Genomic DNA, 15,742 nt, shown 5'->3' with positions numbered 1-15,742 from the left:
ATCAAGGATGAGTTAAAAGTTCATCACATGAGCGAAAATATTTGCCCTCATTCTATCAGGCCGATGACGTCTTTGCTTTATGGCAGTATAGTACTGGCCACTTATCAGGTGAGAATCTATGGATCAACGACAAGTATTCGATGTTTTGGTCATTGGCAGCGGCGCTGCCGGCCTATCTGTGGCACTGAATGTGGCCGAGCACGCAAAAGTTGCCGTCTTGAGCAAAGACACGTTACAAAGTGGAAGCACACGCTGGGCGCAAGGCGGTATTGCCGCTGTGTTAGATGACGAAGACACAAGCCAAGCACATATCGAAGATACGCTTAATGCCGGCGCTGGGCTTTGCAATTACAATGCAGTGAAACATACGGTTGAAAACGGTCGTGACGCCATTAAATGGTTGATTGACCAACAGGTACAATTCAGCAAAGAAAATGGTGAATACCATCTGACTAAAGAAGGCGGGCATAGTCACAGGCGCATCATTCATGCTGCTGATGCCACAGGGGTCGCAGTAAGCGAAGCGTTAATTGGTCAAGCTAAAAGCCATAGCAATATCACGCTTTTTGAACATCGCGTAGCTATTGATCTCATTACTTGTGAGAAATTCAACTTGCCAGGCAAAGGCGTCATTGGCGCATATGTTCTCAATGAAGACTCAGGTCATGTGGAAACCTATCGCGCTCGTACCGTCGTCATTGCCTCAGGAGGAGCGAGTAAATCCTATTTATATACCAGCAACCCCGATGGGACTTCCGGAGATGGTATTGCCATGGCTTGGCGCGCAGGCTGTCGCGTAGCCAATATGGAATTCAACCAGTTCCATCCCACTTGTTTATATCACCCACAGGCAAAAAGCTTTTTAATAACCGAAGCGGTACGCGGTGAAGGCGGCTACCTGCTACTTCCTGACGGCTCACGCTTCATGCATAACTTTGATGAGCGAGCTGAGCTAGCGCCACGGGATATTGTGGCTCGCGCCATAGACCATGAAATGAAACGCCTGGGGGCTGATTGCCTGTACCTTGATATCAGCCATAAACCCAAAGAATTCATCATCGAACATTTCCCTACAATTTATGAACGCTGCCTCGAATTTGGGATTGATATGAGTAAACAGCCCATTCCCGTTGTACCTGCCGCTCACTACACCTGCGGAGGCATTGTTACGGATGAAATGGGCCGCACAGACATTCCCAATCTATACGCAGTGGGAGAATGCGCCCATACCGGATTACACGGTGCCAATCGCTTGGCGAGCAACTCCTTGCTTGAGTGTGTGGTTTATGGCCGCAGTGCAGCACAGCACATAGAGAACATTATTAAACAAAAATTAGACGTACCTTTTGCGCCTGACTGGGATGAAAGCCAAGTGACTGACAGTGATGAAGACGTGGTTATTAGTCACAACTGGGAGGAACTGCGCCGCTTCATGTGGGACTATGTGGGCATCGTGCGCACAGACAAGCGCCTATTGCGAGCGCAACACCGTGTCGATCTATTAAAAAATGAAATCAAAGAGTTTTACACTAATCACAAGGTAACTAGCGACTTATTGGAGCTGCGTAACTTGGTTGAGGTGTCCGGCTTAATCATTCAATGTGCCATGCTACGCAAAGAAAGCCGTGGCTTACATTTTTCATTGAGCCATCCAGACTTACTGCCCGTGGCCTATGATACTGTGCTAACACCTTAGAATCTGTAGGCGATGGATCCGTAAAATAAATAATCGTCTGCGTAATTGTTTTTGGGGCGGTTCAAAGGATCATCGTCCAGACGGTATTGCATGTTCAGCTTTAGTTCAACACCCTGCTCAGCCATTAACCTAATTTGATCTGTGTAGGCCAAATCTAACCGAGAGAATTGAAAGCCATAAGTAATGGGGTTCCAGTTATCTACGTGATAATAAGTCGCCGCGAACGAAGCATCCGTATTGAAACTGTGAATCCAACTCAATGACCCACTAATATCCGCAGACAGTGTTGTTTCACGCTCAGAATCTCGGGTGAAAACACCATCATCATAGTTTTGAGGAAAGTCATCCTCAGTATCAATATAGGCAAAACTCACTAAGAGTGTATTAAAGGTCGAAGGATTCCATTTAAACTGACCCTCTATCCCAGACATCTGCAACTTTCGTCCATTTGACAAGGGATTCGACGGTGAGTGATCTAAAGACTCCGATATTAGCCCATTTAAGCGGTCATAAAACAGCTTAATATCTAACTGAGCATGAATACTTGGCAACAAGCCAAAGTAACTAATTTCATGGCTATAGATGGTTTCATTGTCAATTTCCCCAGTGGCTGTACCAAATGGTAAAACAACTGGCACTAAAGGCTCTCCCCCCGGAGTATATCCATTCTCTAAAGTGAACTGCAGCCGCCCTTGTTTTTCATAAAGATCTGGAGAGCGAATGGCCTCAGAATAAATAAAACGTAAAGTCTGCGATGTACCGATTAAATAATTTAACGCCAACCGCGGCGAGAAATCATATCCATTTAACTCATCTTCCTCGTACATTGCCCCAAGATTCGTAATCCAGTTTTCTGATAAGCGATACTCCACATTCAAAAACGCGCTTATATTCTCATTACTAGAGTAACCATCATTAACGGTGTCGGACTCCAACTCATCAAGACGATATCTGAACCCTGCTACCGAGCGAGCATCAGTATTCCATACACTCGTATGCTGAAACTCCAACTCAGATTTTGTTTCATACATATTTTTATTGAGCTCACCACATTTCATTGGTAAACCAAAAATGTCCTCTCGTAAACAGGCCGCCCACTCTTCGACTCGATCAAAGTCCTGCCAATAGACTTGTAAATGCGATATTTGATTCTGAGAGAATTCATGAACCCCCTTCAACCACGCAAACGTATCTTTTGCTTCAATATCAACCTGCTCAAGATAATCGACATAATCGCCATAGATTTCCCTTTGACCATTCACGCTGTCCTTATAGCCCAACTGGGTTTCTAATTTGGTCTGTGAAGAAATTGGGGTGTGGGTGCGCAGCATAAAATGCCAGCCTGTATGATCGTCTGGGTTCTCTTCTTTGCCGTCATTTAAGTAGTCAAAACCAGACTCTTGTTTGGACGCCAGGGTAAATCGGATATCCGTATCTGCTACGCGGTTATTAAAATTAAAGTAAGAGTCCTGTGTATTTCTGCCGCCCAATCTAACTTTTGCTGTATTACCACCGGTTACTTCGGGGTGCTTAGTCAAAATGTTAATGACCCCCAAATAGGAGTTCGCGCCATAGGCTGCAGAGTTGGGACCGCGAATGACTTCGATACGATCAATATCTTCTATTGCTAGTGGAATATCGAGCCACTCTACTCTGGCCAAACCCGGTTTAAAAACACTACGGCCATCAATCAATACCTGAAGGCGACGATGCTCTGGCAATAACGTGCCGTGATAAGAAACACTAGGGGCTTTTTCACCTACCCCACTGTGGTAGCCCACCAACATACCTGGCACTAAGCGAAATATTTCTTCGATGTCCTTAAATCCTAGAGCAGCGATGGTCTCGGATTCAATAACGGTCACGGAAGCAGGGGTATCCAATTGCGATTGACGAAGGCGGGCAGCGGTGAGAACGACCGGGATTTCATCTGTAGGAGACAAGGTATCCAAGTCAAAACTATCGAGCTCAGCTAATTGTAAAGCGTTTACTTGACATATGAAGGTACTCAACAAGGCGCTATATAGAAGTGGCACCATCTTCGGCATGAAATCACTACCCTAAAAATCAACTATTCAATAAGCATAGTCCATTATTTGGTCACGAATTAGTCAGTGTGCGCTCACATTCCGTGTTTGATTTCATTATGCCAAAAAATTTAGAAATGTCAGGATAAAACAAAAAAACCCTCCAATATTGGAGGGTTTTTTTCAGCTCTTAAAGAAAAACTATTGTGCTGATGGGTTATCGTCCGTAGTAATCACGGTGTCGATAACGTGGATAATACCATTTGACGCATAAACATCTGTGACTGAAACATTTGATCCATCAGCCGTCACCGAACCATTCGACACGCCAATGGTAATGCTTTGCTCATCATTTAATGTCGCGAGAGACACACCATCAGCCAATACAACAACGTTACTGTTTACTTTGGCCGATACCACGTGCTGAAGAAGGATATCCGTTACCGCCTCAAGTCCGAGTGCATTCACTAGATCGTTCAAATCATCATAAGGGCCGCCTTGAGCATTTTGCAACAGGTCAGCAAATGCCGCATCAGTTGGCGCGAATACAGTAAACGGGCCTTCACCGCCTAAATCGTCATCAAGACCTGCCGCAACAACAGCGTCTTTAAGGACAGTAAACTCAGCTCCTGTCTGCGCTCCAGCCAAAGCAACAACCAGTTCAGTGATTGTTTTGTTCTCGTCAGATAACGCATTTTTTTCAGGGATCTCTAAAACAGAATCGATGGCATGAATCACACCGTTGTCAGCTTGCACATCTGCCTGAACAACCGTGGCATCGTTAACTAATAAATCTGAACCGCTCAATGATAGTAGAACGTCGTCACCGTAAACAGTTTCAACTAACTGGTCGTTAGCGCTTTCTGAACCTGCAATGCTTGCAGCCGCTGTAGAATCGGCTTCAACAGGCAATACGTGGTAGGTCAGGATATCGGCAAGGCTGTCGGCAGCAAGCAAATCTGTCGCTTCCAACCCATTGTCAGTTAGGTACTCTGCAAAAGCTTCGTTAGTAGGAGCAAAAACAGTAAATGGACCGTCTCCTTCTAAGGTAGCGGCAAGACCGGCGGTTTCAATCGCGGTAACGAGCGTCGTAAAGCGGTCGTCACCCTGAGCAACATCAACAACCGTTGTTCGGCTGTCATCGTCATCACTACCACAGCCAGCCAGAATGACTGAGGAAACAAGTGTTAGCGGTAAAAGTAGTTTTTTCATTGTGGTTCTCCTTCCTGTTTAGTAGGTGCTGAGAACTACGGAATGGACTCTTCTTTTGGATTGATAAAATAAACAACAAGATTTCGTTCTTATTTATAAGTAATTTAGATCTATTTATGTAAACACTTGTTTTCACTTGGTCTGAATCAAGTCCATTAACAAAAAATTCTTTAAAACAATTTTTATGATATAAACCGTTAGTGAAAACTCCACGTAATGAAAAGATTTTTCACATGGAAATTATGTGTGACATTGATCACACTTGGGATTAATGACTTATTTTTCGATACATCGATATTATGCAAATTCAACACAAAGCCCTTCTTTACTCAGCCTTTATCTTTCCAGGTTCCGGTTATTTCCTTACTAAGAATAAAGTACTAGGCTCAATCTTCATCCTAGTGACCGCGCTTTTATTTATTCCGCTTTTGATAGAAGCCAATTACAAAGCACAAATCATTGCCCAACAAATCGTCTACGGGGACTTGTCACTTAATATTCTGCAAATTCGAGAGCAGATTCAGCAAACACCAGGATTATTATCGGACCGACAAATCAATTTTATTTATGGCGGATTATTACTACTCTGGTCTATTGGAATGCTCGATAGCTATCGCCGAGCCAAAAGAAATAGCCTACAGAAAAACATTGATTAAAGTACGGCTTTTTTCTAATATCTGCGCCCTTCAAGGAAGACGTTATACACGCTTGCTTAATCATACTAAAATCATAATAAGGCAATCTATTCAATGGACGAACTTACGACTCCAGCTGCTGAGCAAAGTGGCTCAATCCAATCGTGCCAATTCCAATTCAAAGGCGATGGCACAGAATATTTTAAAATTTGGATTGTTAATATCCTATTAACCATAGTGACCTTTGGTATTTACAGCGCTTGGGCGACGGTCCGCAACAAACGCTACTTTTATTCAAATCTTTATATTGATAACCACAATTTTCGATATCTAGCGAGCCCCATAACTATCTTAAAAGGCCGACTCATTGCGATCGCAATTTTCATTGCTTATTCAGTGATATCTCAAATGAGTCCAGTGCTCGGCTTAGGCCTTGCCATTTGTTTTTTGATTGCAGTGCCTTGGATTATCTGTCGTGCCCAAACATTTGATCGTAACATGAGTGCATACCGCAATATTCGCTTTGGCTTCCACGGCAACTATTTAGAAGCTCTCATGGCCTATATTGTATGGCCTATTTTAGGCGTTTTATCCTTGGGCATACTTATGCCGATGGCCATTCTAAAATCACATCAATTCACTATTGCGAATACAAGCTATGGAACAAGTCGCTTCGACTACAAAGCTACCTACGGAGACTACGGTATCATCATGTTGACACTTATTGGTGCTGGTTTGATGCTTTGGTTTGTCGTATGGGCACTTCAATTTATGTCACTTGCTCCCGTTTCAATTCTTGTCATGATCGTAGGTTACTTTGCGCTAATGGTTTACATGAGTACAAGTATTCTTAACTTAATGTTTAATCAAACCGAAATTGAAGAGCATCGCTTTGTCGCTCAAGTGCCTGCTGTTGGTTTCGCCAAAGTACTCATCATCAACACCTTTTTAACCATGATCACACTAGGCCTTTACTTGCCTGCAGCGCAAGTTCGAATGGCTAAGTTCGTGAGTGAGAACGTTGAGCTAAATGTCGTCGGAAGTCTAGAGAATTTCACAGCTGCACAAGCACAAGACAGCAACGCGCTGGGCGATGAACTCGGTAACGTGTTTGATCTAGGCGTATAACCCAAATGAGCGAACGTCAGTTTACGATCGAGGGTGAGTTTTTTAGCGGAGAATGCAGCAAAGGCATTCCCGCTCGGCTAGTTGCCCACAGCAATACTAGCGACTCAGAGCACCACTTCTTCATTCAAATCGAAGAAGTTTCGAAAGATGGCTCGATACTAAAACGCCACCAGTATCGCAGCCATCAACTGACGTTCGAATCACCTCTTGGCGATACACCTCGAGAAATTAGCATTGATGAGGGAAGCCTTTTTGTAAGTTCTGCTCTTTCTGAAATGGACTCATTACGTTCTAGCATTTCTAAGAGTAAACATAACAACATCCTACATAAACTAGAAAGCAATTCGTCTATGATCTTTGCTTCTATCATTTTTACAATGCTATTTTGCTGGGGCTTTTTTATTTATGGCATTCCGGCTATCGCCAACGCCGCCGCTCATCAATTACCTATCGATTCTCTAGAAGAAGGTGACAGCGCACTTTACGTGCTCGACACAACACTTTTTACTCCCAGCCAATTAACGAATACGAAACAAGAAGAAATTAAACAATTACTTACGCCATACTTAGAGCAGTATGCGGATCAGGAGTTAAAGATTCATTTTCGAAGATTTACCTCTGACAAGTCGAGTGATGGTGAACTAGAATCCATAGCCAACGCATTTGCGCTCCCTGATGGCAATATTGTTTTTACCGATGGGCTAATCGAAATTATTGAACACGATCACGAATTATTGGCCATCGCATTTCATGAGCTGGGACACTTACAACATAAGCATATACTGCGACGATCCATTCAAGGCGCAGTTACTTGGGTTATATTACTACTCATGACGGGTGATCTGGAAAGCGCGGAACTTATCGCGGGCTTACCCGTTCTATTGTTGGATTTACAATATTCTCGTGATTTTGAGATAGAAGCGGACCAATACGCGATTAGTGCTTTGAAGGATCAAGGTATTAGCCCTCAATATTTTGCCGATATTATGAAACGGCTAGCAGGTGATGAATCTAACCCTGAGAATAAGTGGAGCAAATACTTCTCGACACACCCGATGACGCAAGAACGAATCAAGCTCGCTCAGTAGCCGACACGTCATCGGAGATGGCTAAACGGTATACTGTTCTGCCATCACCCCACTCCCTGTTGTACCGAATGTAGATAACAATCTGGGCATGGTTGTATCTGTCGCACTTATATTCTATATTCCTTAATTAGAAAAATCTAATACAAGGATAACCCTATGATCCGATTTAACCTTGCAACCACGCTTTCAGGTTTGTTGTTTTTAATGGGTGCCAGCCTAAGTACAGCAACGCCCTCTCAAGATGAGGCTAAACAGACAATTAAAGCGTTTGCCAATGATTTAAAAACAACGCTTGTTACAACAATGAAAAGCCAAGGGCCTGTTGCGGCCATAAACGTGTGCAATGTCAGCGCCCCTGCAATTGCACAACAACACAGTAATGGTGCTTATGTTATTAGTCGCACGGCTCTAAAGATTAGGAATCCTCAGAATCAAGCAAGCTCATGGCAAAAAGAAATATTAAAAGAATTTGAACAACGTCTGGCCGAGGGCGAAAAGATAGACAGCTTAGACAAAGTAGAAGAAAGAGATGACGGCTGGTATTACATCAAAGCCATCGGTACAGGAAAGCCTTGTTTAACTTGTCATGGCAACGAATTAAATCCAGCGGTCAAAACAAAGCTGACTGAGCTATACCCCAATGACCAAGCAACGGGTTTCAAGCAAGGAGACCTACGTGGGGCATTTATTGTCAAATATCAACACTAAGACAAGTATCAAAATAAAGATCAGCAACAAACGTAACATATAAAAAAGGGGCCAGAGCCCCTTTTTTATTACGCTAACATGTCGACTAAAACTTATAGTAGTTTGCGGCCCTTCTTAGCAGCAACACGCAAACGCAATGCGTTTAACTTGATAAAGCCCGCAGCGTCTTTTTGATCATAAGAACCTGCATCATCTTCAAACGTTGCAATCTTCTCATCAAATAAAGACTCGTCACTGGTACGACCCACAACAATGATATTGCCTTTGTACAGCTTCAAACGAACTTTACCGTTAACGTTTTCCTGGGTTTGATCGATTGCCGCTTGAAGCATCTTGCGCTCAGGGCTCCACCAGTAACCGTTGTAGATCAACTCTGCATAGCGAGGCATCATTTCATCTTTCAAGTGCGCGGCATCTCGGTCCAGAGTAATCGACTCGATAGCACGGTGTGCTTTAAGCATTACAAAACCCGCTGGCGTCTCGTAACAACCACGCGCTTTCATACCCACATAGCGATTTTCTACAATATCGGTACGACCGATACCATTTTCACCCGCCACTTTGTTTAAGTGTTCCATGACTTCCGCTGGGGACATGGCTTTATCATCAATCGCCACGATATCGCCCTGCTTGTATGTCAATTCAATGTAAGTTGGCTCATCTGGCGCCGCCTCTGGCGACTTGGTCCATAACCACATATCTTCCTCAGGCTCAGCCCAAGGATCTTCAATTAAATCACCCTCATAGGAGATATGAAGCAGGTTCGCGTCCATGGAATACGGCGACTTTTTACCTTGCTTGTTCTCAACTGGAATATTGTGCTCTTCACAATAGGCCATGAGTTTTTCACGGGAATTCAAATCCCACTCGCGCCAAGGCGCAATTACCTGGATGTTAGGTGACAATGCATACGCACCCAGCTCGAAACGCACTTGGTCATTACCTTTACCAGTAGCACCGTGAGCGATGGCATCCGCACCCGTTTCATTTGCGATTTCAATTAAACGCTTCGCAATTAAAGGGCGAGCAATAGAAGTACCTAAGTAATACTCACCTTCATAGATTGCGTTTGCGCGGAACATTGGAAATACGAAGTCACGTGCGAATTCTTCTCGCAAGTCATCAATAAAGATCTCTTTAATGCCCATGGCTTCGGCTTTTTTGCGGGCTGGCTCCAACTCTTCACCCTGACCAAGGTCTGCGGTAAAAGTAACAATCTCGGCGTTGTACTCTTCTTGTAGCCATTTCGCGATGACCGAAGTGTCCAATCCACCAGAGTAAGCCAATACGATCTTATTGATGTCTGACATCAGTAGCTCCTAAACAAAATTTTATCCGTTAATTCGAATAAAAACGGTAGATAAATCTTAAGGGCGCATATTCTACCGATTTCGCAGCAACTCCGCTACTAACGGGTTTATGGACTATATTTAATTAGATCAATTAACCAACAGGTCTTCCCATGCTCAAGCGCTCCATAGTTTACGTGTGCTTTATCTTGGCTTTAGGTCTTGCCACTGGCTGCGGCGAGGGCAGCACAGAGCTAAACGCATCAAATATCGGCTCCTACCCGTTCGACTTTCTTGATATAGAACAAAGCTGTGAAATCGTCCGAGAATCCGGAAACCAGCTCGGGTTTTCTTGTAAACAGGATAAGCTTAAGCCCGTGGAGCGAGGATGCGCTGCCTACATCAATAGCGGATTAAGAGATGTCAGTATCAGCTGCGGCGGTGAACTTTGGGAAATTAATGATCGCTGCTCTATCCTGATGACCAGTGCTGACAAAGGCGAGCTTAACTGCAAAATATAGCATCACCAATCAAATATTGATAAAAATATCAATAAGATCTAGCATGCTTTATCCCTCGTTACTCGGAACATTGGGAATAAAAAGGATAAAGACATGCACTACAATAATAAAAACATCGTGATCACAGGTGCTGCATCGGGGATTGGCTTAGCTCTCACGCAAAAACTAGCGGAATTCCAAGGCGTCAAAATCTTAGCCACTGATATCAACCCAATAAGCACAGAACTGCCCAATAGTGTCATATGTCATCAGGGAGATATCTCAAAACCCGAACAAATCGATGGCCTGTTAGACTTAGCTGAAGGCGAATTAGGCCAGATTGACATCTTCATTGCTAATGCGGGATTTGCCTATTACGAGAAGCAACAAGCAAGTTGGCAACGTATTCACGACATATTCTCATGCAATACTTTTAGCCCGATTTACACCGCACAAGTCATGGCCGAGCGCTACTCCACGCCTTTTCAGATTCTAATAACCGCCAGTTTCATGGGCTATCATAGTCTCGCTGGATACGCTCTTTACAGCGCAACCAAATCCGCGTTAATTGCCTGGGCAGACTCGTATCGCTGGGAAAAACCTGACAACGCTAGCGTCAGCGTACTATGTCCGGTAGCGACAAAAACTGAGTTTTTTCAAACCAAAGCGCCTGTTCCTTGGCCTGCTCAAACCGCTGAACAAGTTGCTAATGCCGCGCTGAAAGGCTTAGCCAAATATCAGCGTATCATCTTTCCTAGTCAATTGAGTCAAATCTCGCGTTTGATAAACTGGTTGCTGCCAATCACACTTCCTTTTTATCAACATATTGAAGCCCTGAAATTTAAAAACTGGCTAAAATCCAATTAACCTCTATTAGCTTAATCATCTTAAAAACTGCAACAAAGAATTCTTAAGCGACTCATCCAATCACTACAAAAATCAGGTATGATCAATGCCTGATTTCGCACAAGCATTTCTCATTAGACAATAAGAAAAATAGGACGAAAGAATGAAACGTCTGTTCCAAAAAAAGACGGCAATTCCATTAGGGATCTTGGTTGCCGGCTTACTTACGATGATCGGTCTGTCAGCCCTTAAAAAAGCGCCAGAAGAGAAGAACGATGGAGACAATATTCCGATCGCCGATGTACAGTTACTTGAATTACGCGACATAAAGCTCTCGGTCAAAGCATATGGACAAGTAGAACCCAAACACACCACAGAACTCATCTCACAAGTGACGGGTGAGATCGTCGCGATCAACCCCGCTTTCAATCGCGGCGGGCGAGTTGAGAAAGGGGACATGCTTGTCCAAATTGATCCACGAGATTACGAATCAGCGCTGCTTCAAGCGGAAGCTCAATATGCTAGCGCGAAAGCTGCACTTGAAACGGAAGTCGCACAAAGCGAAGTCGCCAAAGAACAGTGGGCGGACCAATCAAGCCCTACTGTTTTGGCTTTAAGAAAACCTCAGTTGACACAAGCGAAAGCGGCAGTAAAAGCGGCTCTTGCCGCGGTCCAAAATGCTAAGCGCAATCTAGAAAGAACAAAGATTAAAAGTCCTTACCATTCTCTGATTAAGGCTCGCCATATTTCATTGGGCAGCAACGTCACTCCGGGCACACCTATCGGCACCGTATTAGATATTTCTGTTGCACAGATCCGCCTGCCCATCCCTGCCAATGATTTTCAATTCCTAGAGCGCGGTAACAACATCGGCGTAGAGTTAATTAGTCAACAAGGCAATAAGACCCATACTTGGTCAGCGACCATTACAAGAGATGAAGGCATCATAGAGGAGCGCAGTCGAATGCGCTTTTTAGTAGCCGAGCTAGAACAACCTTACGAATTAAAAAATCCATTATTGTTTGGCACATACGTAAATGCCGAGATCAGCGGCATCACACTCAAAAACGCTGCCCGCGTTCCTTATAATTGGTTATCAGATGAAAAACTCATCACAATAAAAGACGAAAGTATTTCCTTCGCTGATGTTTCCATCGTTCGTAAAAATGAAGACCATGTCATTATTCAAGGAAGCTTTTCAAAACCCCAAACAGTCGTCACCTCCGCTTTAGAATATCCCGTAGAAGGTATGAAAGTAAAAACTAAACCGACACAGGAACCAATGAGCGCAGTTGTTGATTCGGAGAATGCTTTATGAGCATAGATCCTCCACAACAAAAAGGTATTATTGCCTGGTTCGCCAGTAATCCTGTAGCAGCCAACCTTCTTATGATATTTATCATTATCGGTGGCCTTTTTTCTGCTTTAACAATCCAAAAGCAAATGTTTCCACAGCTTGAGTTTAATTGGATATCCATTAACGTGGCATACCCTGGAGCAGGACCTCAAGAAGTAGAAATAGGAATTACTGAAAAAGTAGAAGAGTCTTTACAAGGTGTCCAAGGCATTGATCGACTGATTACTTACAGCTACCGTAACCTATCTCAAGCGTGGATAAAGGTTGACGATGATTTCGATACGAGAGAAGTATTGGACGAAGTCAAAGTCAATGTGGAAGGCATCCAAACACTTCCTGATCGCGCCGAAAGACCGCTTATTATACAAGAGAAGTATACTCAAGAAGTCATGTATATTGCTCTCTATGGTGAACTACCTTTTGCGAAGATCAAACAGCTCGGCGAAGAAATACATACCGAAATACAAGACTTACCTATCGTTCAAGTGAGTGAATATTTTTCTGGACCTGATTACGAAATATCTATTGAGTTAAGTCGAGATAAAATACGCGAATACGATTTAAGTTTTTCTGAAGTCGCCGATCGCATTCAGCGGTTTAGCGCAAATTTAAGTGCGGGCGAGATTCGAACTGACAATGGCTATATCGGTATTCGCGTCGAAAACCAAGGTTATAATCAACTTGATTTTGAGCGTATTCCATTGCGAACAAATCCTGACGGCAGCCAATTGTTTGTAGCCGACGTGGCTGAGGTTAAGGATGGATTCACTGAAGGACTTCGCTACGGTAAATTTAACGGCCAAGAAGCAGTGATTATATTCATTGGTGCCTCCAATAATCAGTCAACCCCTGATGTGGCTAAAGCAGTGAAAAAGTATATCGCTGATAAGCAAAGCGAGCTGCCTCCAACAATGAAGCTAGAATCATGGGTTGATCTCACCTACTACCTTGAAGGCCGTTTAGACATGATGATGGAGAACATGTGGACGGCTGCCATATTGGTTTTCATCATGCTGGCATTATTTCTTCGCTTAAAGTTGGCGATGTGGGTGATGGTCGGCTTGCCCGTGTGTTTCTTAGGCACACTGATGCTGATGCCCATATCTATGATAGATGTCACGATCAGTTTAACCAGTCTATTTGGTTTTATATTAGTGCTCGGCATCGTCGTCGACGACGCCATCGTGATTGGCGAAAGTGTTCATACCCAAGTAGAAAAGCATGGGCAATCATTGCAATCGGTCGTCAGCGGTGCACAAAAAGTCGCTATGCCAGCAACCTTTGGTGTCCTTACCACGGTCGCTGCGTTTTTGCCTATGCTGTTTGGCGATGGTCCTGAAGCCGCTATCGCCAAGTCCATTGGTGTCGTTGTTATACTTTGCCTTTTATTCTCTCTGGTGGAATCGAAATTCATTTTGCCAGCTCATCTTGCTTCCATGAAGCCAAAAGACAAAACGAAAAAAAGCCGTATTTATCAAATACAAGATAAAGTTGATACTTCATTAAAAAACTTTATCGATAACCGCTATGCACCCGCTTTGGGTCAATCAATCAAACACCGCTATATAGTATTGGCGTCATTCTTAGCATTACTTCTTATTACCATCGGCTTAGTGAGAGGTGATTTTGTCAAAGTCATTGGCACACCTAAAGTGCCTCATGATTTTCCAGAAATTATGTTAACCATGACGCCAGATACAGGTGAACAAGCAACACTTAATGCAGCTCTTGCTATCGAGCGCATGATCAAACAAGAGGATCAACGAATTCAAGACGAATTTGGTCAATCCATGATTCGTAGCCTATATGTCGAATTAAGCAGTCGAACAGAAGCAAAGCTCATGATTACACTGGTTGAGCCAGAACAACGAGTCATGGACACCTTTGCCCTATCGGACCGTTGGCGCAAACATATGCCATCTATTTCGGGACTGAAATCACTAAAAATTAATGACCAAATTATGGGCGGACAAAGAGAAGATGGCGATATTAGCTTCCAATTAATGGGTAAAAATGAAGAAACACTTTCCAAAGCCAAACAAGCCCTGAAAGACAAGCTGAACAGCATTAAAGGTGTTGGAGATGTCAATGATAGTGAGCAGTCTAATCGTCAAGAAATACAACTAGAACTCAAGCCTATTGCTTACAGCCTAAGCCTGGATTTGGCTACCGTTGCCAGTCAAGTTAATTCAAGTTTTTATGGCTTAGAAGTACAACGTATTTTACGCGATGGTGAAGAAGTTAAAGTCATGGTTCGCTACCCGAAGAATCAACGTAGCGATATTGGTCATGTCGCTAAAACCATGATCAGATTGCCAAACGGTGCAGAGGTCCCACTATCTGAAATTGCTAACCTAACCATCACTACGAGTAAAGAAGCCATTCGCCGAGAAGATGGTCAACCCACAACTAATGTCTGGGCTAGTGTGAACAGTGCCATTGCTGAGCCGCAAAAAATTGCTAAAGATATAGAAGATAATTTTATTCCTGAGCTGACGGAAAAGTACCCAGATGTTTCCAGTAACCTCGCAGGAAAAATCCAAGACGAACTGGATTCACAAACCGAACAGCTACGTAATTTTGTGCTATCCATGTTAATCGTATACGCATTGCTCGCAATACCGCTGAGATCTTACGCTCAGCCACTTATGATAATGTCAGTGATTCCGTTCAGTATTCTTGGTGCGATCTACGGTCACATTATCCTTGGCATGGATGTTAGTTCATTCTCCTTATTCGGCATCATTGCCGCAGCAGGTGTAGTGATCAATGATAGCCTTGTCATGGTGGATTATATTAACAAGGCCAAAGATTCGGGGATGAAGGTACTCGATGCTGTAATGGAAGCAGGCCAAAAACGTTTCCGGGCAATACTGCTTACCTCGTTAACCACCTTTATTGGCCTAACACCGATAATGCTGGAAACCAGTTTACAAGCCAAAATTGTTATACCTATGGCAGTATCACTGGCCTTCGGAGTGTTGTTTGCCACCGTCATAACATTAATCATGATTCCATGTCTGTATATGATGGGAGAGGATATCCAACAACGACGCGCTCGAAAAAAACAAGAGAAGTTAGAGAAAAAAGCGCAAGCTAGCACTTCCTAACCGAACATCAATTGAGATTAGGGGTTGTTACAGAATAACAGCAACCCCTTTACGTCAGTGTTACAAATATTACATTTGCTTACTCATTAAACCGCCAACTCGATTTATACTGTGAACTGATAGACATTGGGACACATGGATTTTAT

Annotated in this window: 12 protein-coding genes; 9 read left to right on the top strand and 3 right to left on the bottom strand. The window is 43.5% G+C overall.

Translation table 11 applies throughout. From position 1 onward, the window contains the following. The first annotated feature begins 118 nt into the window (after window positions 1–118). Window positions 119–1,696 carry an L-aspartate oxidase gene (gene nadB, locus HF888_RS04850; RefSeq protein ID WP_007019086.1) on the top strand — a complete coding sequence of 526 codons (1,578 nt, stop codon included), beginning with the start codon at window positions 119–121 and terminating at the stop codon, window positions 1,694–1,696. Here the strand turns inward: nadB and HF888_RS04845 are convergent. Together HF888_RS04845 and HF888_RS04840 are read right to left on the bottom strand one after the other, a co-directional pair. Next, window positions 1,693–3,744 (bottom strand): TonB-dependent receptor plug domain-containing protein, encoded by a 2,052-nt coding sequence (locus HF888_RS04845; protein ID WP_007019085.1) that lies wholly within the window; start codon window positions 3,742–3,744, stop codon window positions 1,693–1,695. The two genes, nadB and HF888_RS04845, sit on opposite strands and share 4 nt — an antisense overlap. Window positions 3,745–3,924: 180 nt before the next feature. Beyond that, window positions 3,925–4,935, bottom strand: coding sequence for a fasciclin domain-containing protein (locus tag HF888_RS04840; protein WP_007019084.1), 1,011 nt, complete (start codon window positions 4,933–4,935; stop codon window positions 3,925–3,927). 299 nt (window positions 4,936–5,234) lie between these two features. Between HF888_RS04840 and HF888_RS04835 the strand changes: the two genes are divergently transcribed. The 4 genes from HF888_RS04835 (at window position 5,235) to HF888_RS04820 (ending at window position 8,494) form a co-directional block, all read left to right on the top strand. Further along, window positions 5,235–5,591, top strand: a complete 357-nt coding sequence (locus HF888_RS04835) for a hypothetical protein (protein WP_007019083.1) — start codon at window positions 5,235–5,237, stop codon at window positions 5,589–5,591. Window positions 5,592–5,684: 93 nt separating this feature from the next. After that, complete coding sequence (locus tag HF888_RS04830) at window positions 5,685–6,698, top strand: YjgN family protein (protein WP_007019082.1); 1,014 nt, start codon at window positions 5,685–5,687, stop codon at window positions 6,696–6,698. Between the two features lie 5 nt (window positions 6,699–6,703). Then, on the top strand, window positions 6,704–7,786 hold the full coding sequence (locus HF888_RS04825) for a M48 family metallopeptidase (RefSeq protein ID WP_007019081.1): 1,083 nt from the start codon (window positions 6,704–6,706) through the stop codon (window positions 7,784–7,786). A 156-nt stretch (window positions 7,787–7,942) separates the two neighbouring features. Beyond that, window positions 7,943–8,494 carry a Tll0287-like domain-containing protein gene (locus HF888_RS04820; protein WP_007019080.1) on the top strand — a complete coding sequence of 184 codons (552 nt, stop codon included), beginning with the start codon at window positions 7,943–7,945 and terminating at the stop codon, window positions 8,492–8,494. 92 nt (window positions 8,495–8,586) lie between these two features. Here HF888_RS04820 and HF888_RS04815 read toward each other — a convergent pair whose 3' ends face one another. Continuing rightward, window positions 8,587–9,804, bottom strand: coding sequence for an argininosuccinate synthase (locus HF888_RS04815; RefSeq protein ID WP_007019079.1), 1,218 nt, complete (start codon window positions 9,802–9,804; stop codon window positions 8,587–8,589). A 152-nt stretch (window positions 9,805–9,956) separates the two neighbouring features. On the opposite strand from HF888_RS04815, the gene HF888_RS04810 reads away from it, so the two are divergent. From HF888_RS04810 to HF888_RS04795, 4 genes are all read left to right on the top strand, one after another. Then, window positions 9,957–10,304, top strand: coding sequence for a hypothetical protein (locus tag HF888_RS04810; RefSeq protein ID WP_007019078.1), 348 nt, complete (start codon window positions 9,957–9,959; stop codon window positions 10,302–10,304). 93 nt (window positions 10,305–10,397) lie between these two features. Next, window positions 10,398–11,150: an SDR family NAD(P)-dependent oxidoreductase gene (locus tag HF888_RS04805; protein WP_007019077.1), complete on the top strand. Its 753-nt coding sequence runs from the start codon at window positions 10,398–10,400 to the stop codon at window positions 11,148–11,150. A 142-nt stretch (window positions 11,151–11,292) separates the two neighbouring features. Further along, entirely contained in the window at window positions 11,293–12,447 is a 1,155-nt protein-coding gene (locus HF888_RS04800) for an efflux RND transporter periplasmic adaptor subunit (RefSeq protein ID WP_007019076.1), read from the top strand. Then, complete coding sequence (locus HF888_RS04795; RefSeq protein ID WP_007019075.1) at window positions 12,444–15,596, top strand: efflux RND transporter permease subunit; 3,153 nt, start codon at window positions 12,444–12,446, stop codon at window positions 15,594–15,596. Before HF888_RS04800 ends, HF888_RS04795 begins: the two co-directional genes overlap by 4 nt. Window positions 15,597–15,742 lie beyond the last annotated feature (146 nt).

The sequence above is a fragment of the Bermanella marisrubri genome, from assembly GCF_012295615.1.
GTDB classification, from domain to species: Bacteria; Pseudomonadota; Gammaproteobacteria; order Pseudomonadales; family Oceanobacteraceae; genus Bermanella; species Bermanella marisrubri.
Note: the sequence above shows the minus strand (reverse complement) of the source record. Positions and strands in the feature narration are given on the sequence as shown.